Origin of the sequence: Staphylococcus sp. HMSC065D05 (assembly GCF_001813195.1) — a bacterium.
Classification (GTDB): Bacteria; Bacillota; Bacilli; order Staphylococcales; family Staphylococcaceae; genus Staphylococcus; species Staphylococcus epidermidis.
Map to the genome: position 1 here is coordinate 54,793 of NZ_KV811770.1, position 17,308 is coordinate 72,100.

The 17,308-nt window shown below is 31.9% G+C and carries 11 protein-coding genes and 1 other RNA gene (1 of these 12 cut by a window edge); 2 read left to right on the top strand and 10 right to left on the bottom strand.

Translation table 11 applies throughout. The features are described from left to right. The 9 genes from ebh to HMPREF2897_RS10515 all read right to left on the bottom strand — a co-directional run. Nucleotides 1-4,327: the 5' end (the start) of a hyperosmolarity resistance protein Ebh gene (gene ebh / locus HMPREF2897_RS10475; protein WP_070593177.1), read on the bottom strand. It extends 26,117 nt beyond the left edge of the window; 4,327 of the gene's 30,444 nt are visible here — the first part of the coding sequence; the start codon lies at nt 4,325-4,327; its stop codon lies off the left edge, out of view. Between the two features lie 343 nt (nt 4,328-4,670). After that, a complete protein-coding gene (locus HMPREF2897_RS10480; RefSeq protein ID WP_002446451.1) occupies nt 4,671-5,549 on the bottom strand; it encodes a 5'-3' exonuclease in 879 nt (292 codons plus the stop codon). A gap of 18 nt (nt 5,550-5,567) precedes the next feature. After that, nucleotides 5,568-9,005 carry a dynamin family protein gene (locus tag HMPREF2897_RS10485; RefSeq protein WP_070593179.1) on the bottom strand — a complete coding sequence of 1,146 codons (3,438 nt, stop codon included), beginning with the start codon at nt 9,003-9,005 and terminating at the stop codon, nt 5,568-5,570. Nucleotides 9,006-9,381: 376 nt separating this feature from the next. Further along, nucleotides 9,382-10,020 (bottom strand): SDR family oxidoreductase, encoded by a 639-nt coding sequence (locus tag HMPREF2897_RS10490; protein ID WP_001831317.1) that lies wholly within the window; start codon nt 10,018-10,020, stop codon nt 9,382-9,384. Between the two features lie 167 nt (nt 10,021-10,187). Then, a complete protein-coding gene (locus HMPREF2897_RS10495; protein ID WP_002446454.1) occupies nt 10,188-11,324 on the bottom strand; it encodes a THUMP domain-containing class I SAM-dependent RNA methyltransferase in 1,137 nt (378 codons plus the stop codon). Nucleotides 11,325-11,513: 189 nt separating this feature from the next. Beyond that, nucleotides 11,514-11,897, bottom strand: an RNA gene (gene rnpB / locus HMPREF2897_RS10500) — RNase P RNA component class B. A 68-nt stretch (nt 11,898-11,965) separates the two neighbouring features. Continuing rightward, on the bottom strand, nt 11,966-12,304 hold the full coding sequence (gene gpsB, locus HMPREF2897_RS10505; RefSeq protein WP_001831034.1) for a cell division regulator GpsB: 339 nt from the start codon (nt 12,302-12,304) through the stop codon (nt 11,966-11,968). 13 nt (nt 12,305-12,317) lie between these two features. After that, nucleotides 12,318-12,884 carry an SLOG family protein gene (locus tag HMPREF2897_RS10510; protein ID WP_002456190.1) on the bottom strand — a complete coding sequence of 189 codons (567 nt, stop codon included), beginning with the start codon at nt 12,882-12,884 and terminating at the stop codon, nt 12,318-12,320. A 12-nt stretch (nt 12,885-12,896) separates the two neighbouring features. After that, nucleotides 12,897-13,229, bottom strand: coding sequence for a YppE family protein (locus HMPREF2897_RS10515; RefSeq protein WP_002446455.1), 333 nt, complete (start codon nt 13,227-13,229; stop codon nt 12,897-12,899). Between the two features lie 343 nt (nt 13,230-13,572). On the opposite strand from HMPREF2897_RS10515, the gene recU reads away from it, so the two are divergent. Next, the gene (gene recU / locus HMPREF2897_RS10520) at nt 13,573-14,199 is read left to right on the top strand and encodes a Holliday junction resolvase RecU (protein ID WP_002476769.1); all 627 of its coding nucleotides are present in this window, start codon (nt 13,573-13,575) and stop codon (nt 14,197-14,199) included. Further along, entirely contained in the window at nt 14,196-16,427 is a 2,232-nt protein-coding gene (locus HMPREF2897_RS10525; RefSeq protein WP_002490015.1) for a transglycosylase domain-containing protein, read from the top strand. The genes recU and HMPREF2897_RS10525 overlap by 4 nt, the downstream gene beginning before the upstream one ends. A gap of 54 nt (nt 16,428-16,481) precedes the next feature. On the opposite strand, the gene HMPREF2897_RS10530 is transcribed toward HMPREF2897_RS10525, so the two are convergent. Further along, a partial coding sequence (locus tag HMPREF2897_RS10530; RefSeq protein ID WP_141751299.1) for an ISL3 family transposase occupies nt 16,482-17,308 on the bottom strand: 827 nt, incomplete at its 5' end.

The following is a 17,308-nucleotide window of genomic DNA, read 5'->3' on the forward strand; positions in this document are numbered from 1 at the left end:
CTTTAACAACTTTATCAATATTAAAAGCGGATGCCCCATTAGCTTCTGGAACCTGACCATTTACGATAGTGGAATTTTTTTCATTATATACAACGTTAGAATGACTGACTTGTCGTCCACCGTAACCGTTTTCTGGTTCTACTAAGTCTAATACTTGAATAGGATTTGAGTTAAGTAAATAAGATTTCTCACCATCATCTCTAATTATAGATTTAGAATACCCATTAGCACCTCGTTCTGCTAACTGTTTTTCATTACTATTAATATTTGAACGTAAATTTGAACTTTTAGCTGTTGCTTGAAGTAAAGTTAACACGTCATTAGTATTTATTTGTCTACCTAATGTTGCATCATATTTATAAATAAGTGATTTATGATCTGGTGACCATTCTAATCCACCATCTGTATTTCTACCTTGAATCTTACTAGAAGTCCACGAAATGGTATAATCATCCCTTATATTAACCCAACGTAAGAAATTCATATTATTGAGATTTGATGAAAACTCTTTTATCAAATCGCCCTTACGTATAGTTACTGTCACACTACTAACATTTCTATGATCGAAGTTATTCGAAACAGTGATATCGTTATCGTTTAAATTAAGTCCAGAATTAGCTGCTTTAAATGCTTGTTTGATTTTATTGATTTCATCATTAGTTAAATTATAAGTACTAACTCTATATACACGATTATTACCAGTAGGTGCATTAACATCTACTATTTTAAGTTTTAAATTAAGTTCTTGTTGAGTCTTATGATAAGCGTTTTTAGCATTAACTCTATAGTTATAATTTCCAACATTGAGTCGACTAATTTCACTCGATGAAGGTAAAGATCCAATAGCTGATATAGAGGTGAAATCTCTATTAGGTAAATCCGAACCATTACTTAATGAGAAATATTTTCTCAAGTTTGGACCAATGGAATAGTTTTGTCCTCTAGCAATAGTGATTACTGCTTCTTTTTTATTTGTATTACCATTTTCACTGAAAATGGATTTTCTTTCGGGCTCATATGTGATTACATTTTCAGCATCAATAACATCTACAGAACCATCTCTATAATAAAATGTAACGTCGCCATTTACTCCAGCGAGTATTGGGTTATTTTGTAATAAATATGATCTTATATTAGCATTTGCTTCACTTATTTTTCTTTTTACCTCTTCTCGTTCGGAATTAGATAATGAAGAAGGGTCTGTCACTAATTGTAGTTGATCTCTAGATAATCCGACTGGATTTAAATCATCAGCCAACTTACCAACATTTAAAATAAAGGTTTTAGCTGGATTTGTTGTATTTCCAGAATTATCAGTTGCAGTTATATTGAAATGATATGTCGTATTATATGCTTCATTACTAGGTATATTACCGATTAACTTAAGCGTACCCTCAGTATTATTATTAGGATTGATTGTAAAAGATTTTGTCCAACCTTGAGGTAAATTGACGTTTACATCTCTTAAACCTGAACCGCCAGCATTATCAGTGACTGGAAGAGTAATTTCTACATGATCTCCTCTGTAATACTTATGAACTAGTCCTGCTGGTTCATTAATTGTAGGTGGTGTTGTATCACTACTAAACGGAACGCTATTACTAAAGTTTGATTGTACATATTGATTGTAATAAACAATTGCCTTTAATTCACCGCTTAATGGTAGATCTTTAAGGTAGTCTGATGAACGGAATGTTAAGATCCCATTTTTACTTGGATCATTATCATGGTATGCTTCTGCAACTACTGTGTAGTTTTCAGGGACAGTATATGGATTTATTTCTGGATCATGATCACCATCGGTTCCACCCATCACAAGTTTGATTTTAGCAGTAGTATCATTAGGTATATCTGTTACTCTTATTTCAGGCTTGTGGTTAGGATTTCCACGTAATTCATTAGCAGTTGTAATGATTCTTGGTGGTGTTGGTTTTGATCTAATTTCAAATTGTTCTACTTTATCACCAAACTTAACAGTGATGAAATAATTTCCTGGATCAATATGACCAACAAGAGCTAAGTTTTTTTCAGTAGCATTATTTGTTCTACCTACAGCGTTTTGTAATGTAAGCGTGTTAGGATATCCTGTAATAGACCATTCACTATCTTTAATTGGTTCATTACTAGTAAGTTTGATACGTATCTCTTGTTGATAAGGTAATATTCCTGATCCTACAGTGTTATGAAGCGTTCCACTCATTACTTGGAAAACACCATGGCCCGCTCGTTTCGATACTGAAAATTCCTTTCTATTTTGTTTTTCATTATCGTGATATAACTCAATTGTATGTTTTAACTCAGGTTTTACATATAAATTTACTGGTAAAAGAGTTTCAGGGTTATGATGGCTATCTTCAACATCAAAACCTACAAGAAATTGAATTGGACGGCCTGAACGTGCTGCATTTTGAAGATTTTCTTGTGAAAAAAGTTCTTCAATTTGATAGGCATTCATTGCATTAGCTCCCTGCCATCTTTCCTGATTATAAGGAAGATAAGATGGATAAATACCTAGGACTGTACCAGTCACATTCTTTACATAACTTAATGGGTCGTATACCGAATCAATACTTCCGGAACCGTCACTATCCAAAATAGGAACATCAGTAGTTCTCTGTAATGTAGGATCGAATTGTCTGATTGTTCTTTTTAAATGAAGTGTACGATTTTTAACTTGGACATTTGACTGTACTCGATTTCGATAATTCTTATAAGGTTCGACATAGAGTTGGTTATAATTCGTTGCTTGTTTATATTCACCAGAACGCGCGCCAGCAGCATAATACAATCTTGCAGTTGGAGATCCTTGAGTTTTAAATGAAATACGATAACTTACATCACCACTACCTTTAAAACTATATATTGTATCTAATCCTCTTATTTGATCTGGTTTCTCACTATTTAACATTGCGAAGTTTTCATCGCCATAATATTTATTAGTTTGTGTAGCGCCTTCTCTGTCGAAGTATAATTCTCCCCCTCTAGCAAAGTCAGAAAAATTATTAACACCATCATAAAATGCATAATTTGTAGCGGAGCCATGTTTAAAATCATTCGCTACGCTAGAATTAATAGCACCTGCTGATCTCCAAAATTGAGGTAGTGGTGCACCTGATCCAAATCCCACTCCACCAGTAGATGTACTTGAACCATCACGGTTAATAATAGTGAAAGTTACAGGACCAGTTGGTGTTTGATCACTTGGAAGTCCAAACCAATAGTACATATATTCATGACCTTTATGATTACTATTAAATAAAATATCCCATTGATATCCATCTTTAAGTCGTTTTGTAGTGATATAAGCATTACCTTGTACATCAGAAGCACGTAAGATGTTCCTAGATCTTGGTAAATTATAAGGCCATCTTCTATTTGAAGCATGGAAGAAAGTACCAGGAGGGAAACCAGAATCATCATCGTCTTTTGAAACATAATATTCAGTTCTTGCATCTAAGTAATCGCTTCTTGATGATCGTTCCTCAACAACACTTCTCGTACTTCTTCTACCACGCTTTTCTGTAGTAGATCGTTGTGGTAACGTACGTGCAAGTTCTAATGCTTTCTCTAATTGTTGATATGCCGAAACAAGCTGTTCTGAAGGAATATTTTGATTATTACCTAGTAGGTCATTGACGTAATCAAAAGCAGATTTGACTTTTTGATATTCTGTTGCATCCGCACGATCTCTATCAATCATTCTGTAATTGTGATATGATGCGTCAAAAAAAGCTTGTAATGCATTTTTATCTAATGGTGGCTGTACTTGCTGTGGTTTATCTTTCTCTTGTAGATACTCTTTTTCTTTGTCATTTTTACTTGATCGGCTTTCCGCAAGTACATTTTCTGTTAGTTTATGATGTTCATTTTCAGAAGCATTCCCATCGCTATCGCTTACTTTTTTACTATGTGCTTGCATAGTACTGTTATCAACTTGCAATGGTTCGTTATTCATATTTGTTTCACTATGCGATTGATTGATACTATCATTAGAAACATTTGTTGGTAATTGTTGCGATGTTTCATTAGGGTCTTTGACTTGATCCGACAGTCGTGCATTTGCTTGATTATGACTAGTTGATGAACTTAATGATTCAGTCTGCCCAGCTGAATTTTGTTTGTTATTTTCGATTTCTTGATTATGCGTATTCGAATCATCATCTGTTTGATTTAATTGTTTAATTAACTTTTGATTTTGATTCAACTCGTCGGCACTTGCATGGTTTGGATTGATACCCATGAATACAAGTGTTGCAATCACAGTAGAAAATGTTCCAATTGCGTATTTTCGGATACTAAATTTTTGTAATTTATCACGATTATTCAAAGCTATTGCCACTCCTATTCTTGATGTTTTTTCTTTGTTGTTTGATGTGATTTGAAAATTATGCGTATTTAATGTTGATAATTTTGACAATGAATAACTTATACATTTGCTCAATAAAAAAGAGCAGATGTTCCGACCGTTTGATTTCGGTTTGCTCTTCATTTATCACAATAGCATTTTGAACAACAATTTATTTGTTCTAAACAATAATATCACTTTAAGATAACTTTGTGAAATTAATTCACGAAGTTTTAATAAAATATTTATATTTTTGATGGAGATGCTAATTGATATTAAAAGAACCAATGAACAATATCTAAATGAAATGTTCATTGGTTTATGGTTAGAGGTGACTTGCAATATATTTACTTGAAACGTATAGTTCATGTTCATTACAAATGGATAAAATCTCATTTAACGTATGAGCATATGTCATCTCTTCAAAAAGTTTGTCTGTTTCGATTGGAACTTTCGTATATATTTCTGCGAGTGACTTTGATAAATGCAGATGATTTAAATTATTTGTTATTTTTTTCTGTTGAGCGGGAGTTAGTGATGATAAATTGTTCACTACATTTTCGACAGTTCCATGATTTTGAATCAATTTAATTGCTGTTTTTTCACCTATCCCTTTTACACCAGAATAGCCATCTGCTGTATCACCCATAAAAGCTTTAACATCTATTAATTGTTGAGGATTAAGCCCGTATTCATCAATGAAACGATCAAGCGTGTAACGTTGATAGATTGTAAAACCTTTTTTTATAAGCCAAACTTCTACATTATGATTAATGCATTGGAGTAAGTCTCGGTCTCCGGTAATGATATAAACTTCATGTTCTTGTGAATATGTTTCCGCTAAACTGCCAATAATATCATCAGCTTCATAATTACGCTTACCAACATTTACAAAACCAAACTGATGGGATATTTCTTTAACATAATCAAATTGAGGTATAAGTTCATCAGGAGGTGCTGGGCGATTTTGTTTATAGCCATCATACATTTCATTTCTGAATGTTTCTTGCCCCATATCCCAACAAACTGCTACGTGAGTAGGTTCGATTTCCTTGATAGCGCTAAAAATATGTCTTACAAAACCTTGAATACCATTTGTAGGAATTCCTTTAGAATTGTACATAAATTGATTGTGTAAGCTTGTTGCATAAAAATGTCTAAATAATAAAGCCATTCCATCAACGAGCAATACTCTTTGAGGCATTTTTAATCCTTCTTTCTACTATAAAATATTGTCTAATTGTGTCGTTTTCAATTCTAGTTGTTGTATTAATGTGTCATCGATAGTGAATGAAAGTAACTCATCAATTTGTTGTTGAATGGATGTCTCCAACATTTGAAATTGATGTTCGGCAAGTTGAGTCATCTCATGGATATAATCATTTAATTGTCGGCGCAATGAGTTCAAATCATCTTGTAATAATTCAAGAGTTTGATTAGCTAAGTGTACTTGTATATCCTTTTGTGACTTTGGATTAACTATTTTACGTTTAGTTAACTGTTTTGGTAGTGATTGCAACATTGAATTAAGTTCAATTTGAAGTAACGCCGTATCAACGAGTGATGGCTCAACATTAAATTTTGCATTTATAATAACATGAATCTGATTTAACTTTTTCATGACTGGTAGGATTTGTTCTTCTAGTTGTGAATTAAAATATTTTTTAATCCTTTCTGTGATAAGTGATTGCTCTAAGAATAAGCGTTGATGAATTTGATCTAAATATATTTTAGTTGAAATTTTCTTTTCCTCATTAAAGTCGTTATTTTGTGTCATCTGACTATTAAACACAGATTTAACCTCATCTAAAAGTTGTAGTTTTAACCGTTCATTTAGATGATATACTTGTTCTTCTACTTCATTGAAAGTACGTTGTGCAGTTGTATCAATCAACTCTTGATTTAATAGGGTTTGGTTTTTATAGTGATTTAATTTATGTTGTCTAGCTGATAATTTTGCGTTGTCATCGTGAAAATCTTTAATCATTTTTTTAAAGGAGTTATTCATTTGTTGCAATTGATAAGTCATCTGCTGCTCTAAAATTGTTCTAGATTCAACCTTTGCAAAGTATTGTATACTTTCTCTTAATTCATTTATGCCAATGTTATTCCCATTTAAACTTTGACGACTTGAAACACTATATATATCAGAGTGTAAGTTAACTTGCCCCAGTGCATCTGCAACATAATCCTCAACGGCTTGTATATCCTGTTTATCTTCAGCTAGGTCAACCGCATTAATTATCATTTTAAAAGCTTGATTTTCATTTAATTGATTCATATCTTTCATATGTTCGATAAAGGCTTTGTCGTTATCTGTAAATGAATGATTGAAGTAAGTTACATACAAAATAAGGTCAGAAGAAGTGAGAATTTGTTCAGTTTCATTCGTGTGTCTTTGATTATTGGAATGTAAACCCAGTGAATCAATAATGGTTTTACCCTTAAGCCAATCTAAAGGTAGCTTAAGGTGTACAGTTTTCACGAAAGTGGCATACTCATCCTCGGCACTCCACTTTTTAATTTCTTCAAGCGATACTGTGTGTATAAGTGAATGTTCTAGCATTGACGTGTACATTTCATAATGTTTCTCAATTGCACTAATAAATGCAAGTTGGTTCTTTTCTAGTTTCGATTTTAACTTCTCTAAATCGCTCTCAATAAAGTTGTCTAAGGTGTTAAATGATATTTCATAAAATTCTAGTACATGATTAACTTCCTCTAGTAATTGCTCTTTAGATTTTAATGTGATTTGACTCTCTTTACCATATGATAATTCCGTCGTTGCCGCTGTTGTTGGATTAGGAGAACTAACTAAATAGTTATCACCTAGTAGAGCGTTGATTAAGCTGCTTTTACCTGCGCTAAATGTACCAAAAACACCTACTTTTGTTATTTGATTATCGAGTCTCTGAATGGTATCGGTGATATCTTGTTTAGTGCGATCAAATAATGGTACATCTTTAACGATATCTAATGCACGCTTAATATCTTGATTAGATGTAACAAACTCTTTACTATGTTGTGTCTCATGTTTACGATGATAAGCAGTCGAATTTTCTTGTTTAAGTTCAAAATGAGTCTCTGTTCTTCCAATTAATTTATCTAAAGAATCGTCTAAATGGATATAGTAATGTTTGTAGTTGTGGGATGTAAGCGAATCCTTTAATGTGTTAAGTTCAATGTATCTATCATATTCATACCTATCTTCATTTTCATCACTTGATAATTCATTAACTTGTACATGATTGACAGCTTCTTCAAATAGTGGCGTTGACTCATTTTCTATTTTTTTATTCAAAGCTTTTATAACTTCATCTGAAAATGTTAAAACGTATGTGTTGCTAATGCTCGTTTGAGTTTGATATAGCTCTGATATAAGTGACGGAACGACGTCATAATCTTGATTTAGTATTTTTTCATTCACAGCATGTTTATTTATGAATCTAGTTAAAAATGACATATCTTCACGAAGTGGTTGTCGTACTTGTTGATTAACTTTCTCTTGCAATTGAGTGGTCGCCTCATTAAGTCGTTTGATTTGTTCTTCTTCTTTTTTCTTCCTTTTATTAAAAAATCCATTCACTTTAAAATCAGTTGCCATGCTTTCTAAATAATTCCGTAAAGATTCACGCATATCGTACGTCATGATATAAGCATTATCTAATATATCTTTACGCTTCTGTTTTAAATAATTAAATAATTGATTAGAGTCATTGAGCAATTGTGCTTCTGCGCTGACTTCTTGATTTTGTTGAAATTGAATATATGCTTCCTCGAATTGTTCTTCATTAATTTGAAGGGTGTCAAGAATAGATTGCATTTCATTTTGAATGTATATGTATTGTGCGTCGGTAATGAATTGAATTGTTCTATTAACATAGTCTTCTGTTGATTCACGATGTTGATCCATAAATACTAGAAAATTTGAAAGTTTGTCAATTTCATTCTGTGGATGATCAAACTTTGAAACGTAATAAGTATCTTGAAGTTTGATATCCCAGTCTTTGATTGATTTTTCGACTCTTGATTTAAAAGTTTCAAATGTAATTTCTTCTTCATTATGTTTATCAATCTGATTAATCACAAAAATAATTGGTATACCAGCTTCATTAATACGTTTCATAAATTTAAAGTTCAACGCTGATTGGACATGATTATAGTCTACTGTATAAAACAACAAGTTACTTGTATACATAAATTGCTCTGTACTCGACTGATGCGTTGCAACGTTAGAGTCAACACCCGGTGTATCTTGAAATGTAAACCCTAGATTAAATTTGTTTGATGGAAAATTAATTTCTATCGATTCTACATCGACATTTTGTCGATTCATTTGTTTAACATCGTTGTACGTTTTTAATTTTGTATATTGTTGTTGCGTAAGATTGGCAATGATTTCGTCTTCCTTGGCTACTGAAACGATAGCTGTATTGCTCGTTGTTGGTACTGGAGAACTTGGTAGTATATCTTGTTCTAATAACAAATTAATTAACGTTGATTTTCCAGCTGAGAAATGTCCTACAAATGTTGCGGTGTATTGATTTAAATAAACTTTTTTTATTACTTGATTAATGGTATTAATTAAAGTTCTGTTATTAGATTTTTCCAATTCTTTTTTTAATTTATATAAAGTATCTAATTGTTCATTTATTGCCATAAGTATTACCCCTTTAGTTCAGTGATAAATCACAGTATTTTTACTTGATTAAAGTAACAAAATCAGAATTCAAAATTATTTGAAAGGTAAATTAAATTTAAATGAAAAGTATCTGTAGCTAAATGATTATTGTGACTTTCATCAAAGATATTAGAAGTATAATAAATGAATTCTATCTTGTTTTTATAATTGAATGAAAGATATTCCCCTGTTTGAATTTAAGTAATATTGTACAATTTATTTTATGATAATTAGCAATAAATTCAAAAAAATAAGGCAGCCATGATGACTTGCCCTAAATTTAAGCTTATTTATCTATTTCAAATTCTATCATAATATTGATTTAAAACCCATGCATGTAGATACAAACTTTATACTAATTGAACCAAGCAGGTTTATTACCTTCTGTATTAGGTTTATTCACACCAATATTTTCTTTAGAGTGTAGTTCTGGGTTTTTGGCAATTTGTACTGCTAAAGATGCTACACTTTTACGTGATACTTCAGTACCTTTAAATGTTTCGTTCTTTGCTGTGATCTCATATACATTTTCATTTTTATCTGTAAGCCAGCCTGGACGTATTATGGTGTAATCTAAATCTGAATTTTCTATAATATCAGATGCTTTGCGGTAGCGATTCAATTTTTCGCCAAATTGTTCTTTATTCCATTGATTGAATGGTTCTGGTAGTTCATCATAAATACCAGGTGCTGCTACAAAAATCAGTCTCTTAACATTTTTGTTATCCATGGCTTTTACGATAGTTTCAGCTTGTTTATCAAGTGATCCTGATAAACTTGCGAAAACAACATCAACATTGTTTAAAGCACTTTCTAAATCCTCAATATTTTTAGCGTCTCCCTCATAAACTTTAATTCTATTAGAGGCGTAATCAGGTATACGATGCGCATTTCTCAAAAATAAATCAACATTAAATCTTGAGTTCTCTAGGAAAATTTTTGTCGCTTCGATAGATACTCTACCATTTGCGCCTACAATCAAAACAGTCTTCATATTTAAAAGCCCCTTTCTAATTAAAATATGATACATTTTTAGTATATGACTTATTTTTTAATAAAATTAAACACTCCTATTTAACTGTACTACAGTCAAGATAAGAGTGCGAATAAATAGTACTTGAATAATTACTATAATTACACAAGTATTATAAAATGTAAAATTTAATTTTTATTACTTTGCTTTTTACCCCAATACTGATAGTACGTACATTCAATATACCCGTTGAACAACTTACGTCTTTTAGTCGCTTTTCGATTAACTAAGTATTCAAATTCTTTGTTACTTGTTAATATATAGGCCGATAAATGAGGATGTTGTTTCAAAAGTGTACCTATATAACGATACATTTCTTCAACTTCTTCACGATCTCCAATTCTTTCACCATACGGTGGATTGCCAACAAGTGCTACAGGCATGTCGGTATCAATAGACAAAGTATTCACATCTTTAACATTGAACTGTATGATATCTCCGAGACCAACTTCTTCTGCATTACGTTTTGCAATTTCAATCATTTCTGGATCAATATCAGAAGCATATACTTGTATGTCTTTATCATAGTCAGCCAATTGATCAGCTTCATCACGAAATTTGTCATAAATATTAGGTGGCATCATATTCCATTGTTCAGATACAAAATCCCTATTAAAACCAGGAGCAATATTTTGTGCAATAAGACATGCTTCAATAGCGATGGTGCCTGAACCACAGAAAGGATCAATTAAAGGTGTGTTACCATTCCAATTTGCTAAACGAATGAGGCTTGCTGCCAATGTTTCTTTAATGGGTGCTTCACCTTGAGCAATGCGATAACCTCGCTTGTTGAGTCCAGAACCAGCAGTATCAATGGTCAATAATACATTATCTTTTAATATTGCTACTTCTACAGGATATTTGGCGCCTGTTTCACTTAGCCATCCTTTTTCTTGATGAGCATGCTTAAGTCGTTCTACTATAGCCTTTTTAGTAATTGCTTGGCAGTCAGGTACACTGTATAATGTTGATTTTACACTCCGCCCTTGAACAGGAAAATTACCTTCTTTGTCAATTACGGTCTCCCATGGTAATGACTTTGTTTGCTCAAATAATTCGTCGAAAGTAGTAGCATTGAATCGACCCATTACAATTTTTATTCGGTCTGCGGTACGTAACCATAAGTTACATCTAACAATAGCACTTTCATCACCTTCAAAAAAGATACGACCGTTTTCTACTTGTGTATCGTAACCTAATTCTTGTATTTCTTTAGCTACAACTGCTTCTAATCCCATTGGACATACTGCTAATAATTGAAACATGACCGAGTCTCCTTTTAATTTATTGAATCAATATATGTATAATTTAATATTTATAAGTATTAATTAATTTAATTTTGAAGCGGAAAACCATAAATGTAAAGTGTATATTGTAATAAATTATTCTAAATCAATTATGATTTCAATTAAAAAAGCTCTCCATAAATGGGAGAGCTAAACTAGTGATGATATTTCTGTAAGCCATGTTCTGTTCCGTTGTACTCATAATGTGTACTAGTTACACTGGTACGTCGGTGGTAACCATCTGTCTACATATTTTTACTTTCGCGTAAAAATCGTCTCGTTTATACGTTGAATTCCGCTAAACAAGTGCTCCTACCCAATTTGGATTGCTCACTCGAGGGGTTTACCGCGTTCCACCTTTTATATTTCTATAAAAGCTACGTCACTGTGGCACTTTCAAACTATTCTAACCATATCAAATGACTTAGGTTATTTCATTGCCGTCAAATTAATGCCTTGATTTATTGTTTCATCAAGCACGAACACTACAATCATCTCAGATTGTGTGAGCATGGACTTTCCTCTATATTGCTATAGCGATTACCCGAAATATCACTTTTGAGATTATAACATAATTTTAAGTGTAAAGTCATAAAATTTATACGAAATAAGTAAAAATTTTATTTACCGAATACTGCTTTTTCAAGGTTTGAAATACGTTTTAAAATATCTACATTATTTGAAGCACTGCTTGAATTATTTGAAGAAAAGTTTTTATTGTCTTGTGGTCTTGATGTAGCAACACGTAATCTTAATTCCTCAAGTTCTTTTTTTAATTTGTGATTTTCTTCAGAAAGCTTTACTACTTCATTGTTCATATCCGCCATTTTTTGATAATCTGTAATGATATCATCTAAAAAAGCGTCTACTTCTTCTCTTCTATAGCCTCTTGCCATAGTTTTTTCGAAATCTTTTTCATAAATATCTTTCGCTGATAATTTTAATGAAACATCTGACATCTTTTTTTCCACCTCATTCGAAACTTTGATCTTGAGACCACTGCAAGTCGTTGATGAAGTCAGTGAGTTCATCAAACGTCACAATATCACAAGTATAGTTTGTTTTTTCCATAAATTCAACTAACATAGCCTTAAAGTATTTAGGGCTTGCCTCTTGTTCATCATCATAAATTAAAATAGTGTAATCGGTATGATCAAGCATGAATTGATCTGCTTGTTTAAATTGATAGGCACCCATATACTCAGTGTGATGAATGCTTTCAGTAAAATCGGCTTGTTGTATAATATTTGTATACTTAGCTTGATTCTTATCATTCCATCGTTGTGTATGACCTAGAAATGGTGTAATTATACCTAGTTTAATATCTGGGAAGTCTTTTTTTAGTTCAATCACTACTTCAGCAGACCATAATTCTATACCCATTTGTCCTTGTATCAATACCCACTCTAAACCTTCATCTAAAAGATGTTTTAATTTATGAGCTATAAATTGCTTTAAATAATATACTTCTGGCGCATCGTCTTTATAGATATTCAGTTCAAAAGATTTATAGCCAGTAATATAAACAGTTTTAACCATTTTTTTTCCTCACTAAACATAATTCGATAAAATATTTTTTAAATCGTACTGGGCACTTTTAAGTTTTTCGACAAATAATTTACGGCTCGTTCTAGGAAAATGACAATCTACAGAAAGCTTTTGTATATTTAATATCAATAGATCTAACTTTTGTTGGCTCATATATTGTGTTTCTGTAATGCTTTTTGAGTAAAAGTTGAGTGCCTCTAAATGATTATCAATATTTTTGACATAGGGTTCAACATCTTTATAAAAATCGAATGAACCGCCGTTAATTTTTACATGTTGATACCTATAATTCATTTCATCAATATCCTCTAACAATTGTTTAATGATTTGATACATTTAGATGCCTCCTACTTAATTAATTTAACATATTATAAATCCGAAAGTCATGGAAATATACATAGAGTGAAAAATTAGAAAATGATATTTTTGGTTTGTTAAATTCTATTAGTAATACTAAATAAAAAAATATGAAATTTATGGAATTTTATTAACTTGAAGATTACATTTATCTTTCATTTATGAAAGAAATCGTGACAGATTGGCATAAGCAAGTTAAAATAGTGATTGATGTATGTTTTCTTTGTGACATATACATTCAAATACGATAGTTTGTTTTAATTTTATAATTTTAAATAATCATTTAGTATAAAATAGGAACAAACTTGTGTGGTGAATTATGATGAATTATCCAAATGGTAAACCATACTCTAAAAATAAGCCTTTGGACGGACGTAAGAGTTCGCCATTTTCAAGTAATATTGAATATGGTGGACGAGGTATGACACTTGAGAAAGATATTGAACAATCGAATACTTTCTATCTTAAAAGTGGCATAGCAGTTATTCATAAAAAGCCGACTCCGGTTCAAATAGTTAATGTTCACTATCCGAAACGTAGTAAGGCTGTAATAAATGAGGCTTATTTTCGCACTCCTTCAACAACTGATTATAATGGTGTCTATAATGGATATTACATTGATTTTGAAGCTAAAGAAACTAAGAACAAAACTTCATTTCCACTCAATAATATTCATGCACATCAAGTAGAACATATGAAAAATACATATCATCAAAAAGGAATTGTCTTTTTAATGATACGTTTTAAATCACTTGATGAAGTGTATCTTTTACCCTATTCAAAATTTGAAAAATATTGGCAAAGATACATTAATAATATTAAAAAGTCGATAACTGTTGAAGAAATTCGGAAAAATGGTTACCATATTCCTTATCAATATCAACCAAGATTGAATTACCTCAAGGCAGTTGATAAGTTGATATTAGATGAAAGTGAGGACCGCGTATGACGGAAAATAAAGGGTCTTCCCAACCTAAAAAGAACAACAATGGGAAGTCCAATGGAAAAAAGAATAGGAATGTAAAGAGAACGATTATTAAGATTATAGGTTTTATGATTATTGCCTTTTTCGTTCTATTGCTACTCGGTATCTTGTTGTTTGCTTATTATGCGTGGAAAGCTCCAGCATTTAGCGAATCAAAATTAGATGATCCAATTCCAGCAAAGATTTACGATAAAAACGGAGAACTTGTAAAAACACTTGATAACGGACAGCGACATGAACATGTGAATATCAAAGATGTTCCTAAAGACATGAAAAATGCTGTTTTAGCTACTGAAGATAACCGTTTCTACCAACATGGAGCATTAGATTACAAACGTTTATTTGGTGCCATTGGTAAAAACTTAACAGGTGGATTTGGTTCGCAAGGTGCGTCTACACTTACACAACAAGTTGTAAAAGACTCATTCTTGACACAACAAAAATCTATCGGTCGTAAAGCACAAGAAGCTTATCTTTCTTATAGATTAGAACAAGAGTACAGCAAAGATGAAATATTCCAAGTTTACATGAATAAGATTTATTATTCGGATGGCGTTACTGGAATTAAGGCCGCCGCTAAATATTACTTCAACAAAGATATGAAGGATTTAAATTTAGCTGAAGAAGCTTATCTAGCTGGTTTACCTCAAGTTCCTAACCTTTACAACATTTACAACAATCCTAAGGAAGCTAATAATCGTAAAGATACTGTGCTTTATCTTATGCATAAACATAACCGTATTAATGATAAACAATATGCGGATGCTAAGAAGATTGATCTTAAAGCTAACTTAGTTGAACGTACTAAAAAAGAACGTCAAGTCACTGGAAATGAAAAAAATCCTGAGTATGATTCTTACGTTAATTTCGTTCAATCTGAATTAATGAATAACAAGTACTTTAAGGATAAAAATTTAGGTTCAGTTCTTCAAAGTGGTATAAAAATTTATACTAATATGGATAAAGATGTTCAACAAACGTTACAAAATCGAATTAACAATGGTTCTTTCTACAAGAATGAAGACCAACAAGTTGGTGCAACAATTCTAGATAGTAAAACTGGTGGATTAGTTGCGATCTCAGGTGGACGTAATTATAAAAATGTTGTTGAAAGAAACCAAGCTACTGACCCTCACCCTACTGGTTCATCATTAAAACCTTTCTTAGCTTATGGACCTGCAATAGAAAATATGAAGTGGTCAACTAATCATGCGGTTCAAGACGAATCGTCATATTGGGTAGATGGTTCTCAATTCAAGAACTATGATACTAAGAGTCATGGAACAGTATCTATCTATGATGCATTGCGTCAAAGTTTCAATATTCCAGCTTTAAAAACTTGGCAACAAGTTAAAAGTCAAGCTGGTAATGATGCACCTCAGAAATTTGCATCTAAATTAGGATTGGATTATAGTGGCAAAATTGGACCTTCAGAAGTATTAGGTGGATCTTCATCAGAATTCTCACCTACTCAACTAGCTTCCGCTTTTGCAGCAATAGCAAATGGTGGTACTTATAATAATGCGCATTCAATACAAAAAGTTGTTACTCATGAAGGAGATACAATTGAGTATGAACATACGAGTCACAAAGCTATGAAAGACTATACATCATATATGTTAGCTGAAATTCTTAAAGGTACATTTAAAGCATATGGTTCGGCTTATGGACATGGTGTGTCAGGCGTAAACATGGGTGCGAAAACTGGTACTGGTACGTATGGACAAGAAATATACGAAAAGTATAATTTACCTGATAATGCTGCCAAAGATGTTTGGATCAATGGTTTCAGTCCAGAATATACTATGTCGGTATGGATGGGCTTCAATAAGGTTAAACAATACGGAACAAATTCATTTATCGGTCATTCAGAACAAGAGTATCCACAATACTTGTATGAAGATGTAATGTCTAGTATCTCATCTAAAGATGGTGAAGATTTCAAAAAGCCTAATGATGTACAAGGAAGTTCACCGGACAGTCTATCTGTATCAGGTCATTCTGATAATAATACTACTAACCGTAGTGTTCATGGAAGTAGCGATACATCTTCTTCATCAAATGGTGGCTCTAACTCAGCATCAAGTGGAAACAGCTCGAATAGTTCAAATAGTGCCAGTCAAGGTAACTCAGGCAATACATTTACACGTCTATTCAATTTAAACTCTATATTCGATTATAAAGTTTCATAAATAATTAAACTTAGGCTCTACGTCAAATCGGACTGATGAGTCCAAATATTGAGATTAAGCAACTTTAGGTTGTTTAATCTCTTTTTTTGTTGTTGAGGCAAATAGCCGCGAAGTTATAATAATTCGATTACGTAAATTATCATAATTTCTATAACCAAAAGATACCCTTTTAATGAGTTTGATTTTATTATTAATTCCTTCTAACGGACCGTTGGTCAGGTTAGAATATGTCATAGTATTTTCAATGAAAGCAGCTAATCGTCTTAAAGTTCTAATGACCGAGCGTAATTTAGGACACACATCTGAAAGATGAATAGAAAAAAGTTTATGATTAAATTTCTCTATTTGGTTCTTTTTTAATAATCGTCTTAGCTCATGAACGTAGTGATATGTATTAAATAATTTTACATCTACACCTAATAAGTAATTTATAATGCCTTTTTCGGTTTTCCACTCTTTAAATAAATGGACTTTATGATAATTAAATACTTCTAGCGTTTCAAAAGGTTTAAGAAATAGTTTCCAATAACTTTTATATTTATTATAAAGCGGTCTATTAGAGGTTCTATAACAATTCATTACATGAACTCTAGACATATTTAACGCTCGATTTAAGGATTGAACAATATGAAAACGGTCAATAATAATCTTCGCGTTAGGAAATAATTGTTTGATTAGCGACATATATGGTTCATACATATCAATCGTTACTGTTTTGACTTTTTGTCTTAGTTTCAAAGAATAGCGATAAAAATGATCTTTTAGCGATTTTAACTTACGATCCGCTACCACATCTACGATGCAGTGCGATACAGCATCTGCATAAATAAAACTCATTTTTCCGATTACATTTTTAACACTTTTAAATTCGTCCATCATTA

Bases quoted from the DNA above. Each gene is read 5' to 3' on its own strand.
- HMPREF2897_RS10480 (WP_002446451.1), bottom strand. From the start codon at position 5,549: ATGCCTCAAAGAGTATTGCTCGTTGATGGAATGGCTTTATTATTTAGA.
- HMPREF2897_RS10485 (WP_070593179.1), bottom strand. From the start codon at position 9,005: ATGGCAATAAATGAACAATTAGATACTTTATATAAATTAAAAAAAGAA.
- HMPREF2897_RS10490 (WP_001831317.1), bottom strand. From the start codon at position 10,020: ATGAAGACTGTTTTGATTGTAGGCGCAAATGGTAGAGTATCTATCGAA.
- HMPREF2897_RS10495 (WP_002446454.1), bottom strand. From the start codon at position 11,324: ATGTTTCAATTATTAGCAGTATGTCCAATGGGATTAGAAGCAGTTGTA.
- gpsB (WP_001831034.1), bottom strand. From the start codon at position 12,304: ATGTCAGATGTTTCATTAAAATTATCAGCGAAAGATATTTATGAAAAA.
- HMPREF2897_RS10510 (WP_002456190.1), bottom strand. From the start codon at position 12,884: ATGGTTAAAACTGTTTATATTACTGGCTATAAATCTTTTGAACTGAAT.
- HMPREF2897_RS10515 (WP_002446455.1), bottom strand. From the start codon at position 13,229: ATGTATCAAATCATTAAACAATTGTTAGAGGATATTGATGAAATGAAT.
- recU (WP_002476769.1), top strand. From the start codon at position 13,573: ATGAATTATCCAAATGGTAAACCATACTCTAAAAATAAGCCTTTGGAC.
- HMPREF2897_RS10525 (WP_002490015.1), top strand. From the start codon at position 14,196: ATGACGGAAAATAAAGGGTCTTCCCAACCTAAAAAGAACAACAATGGG.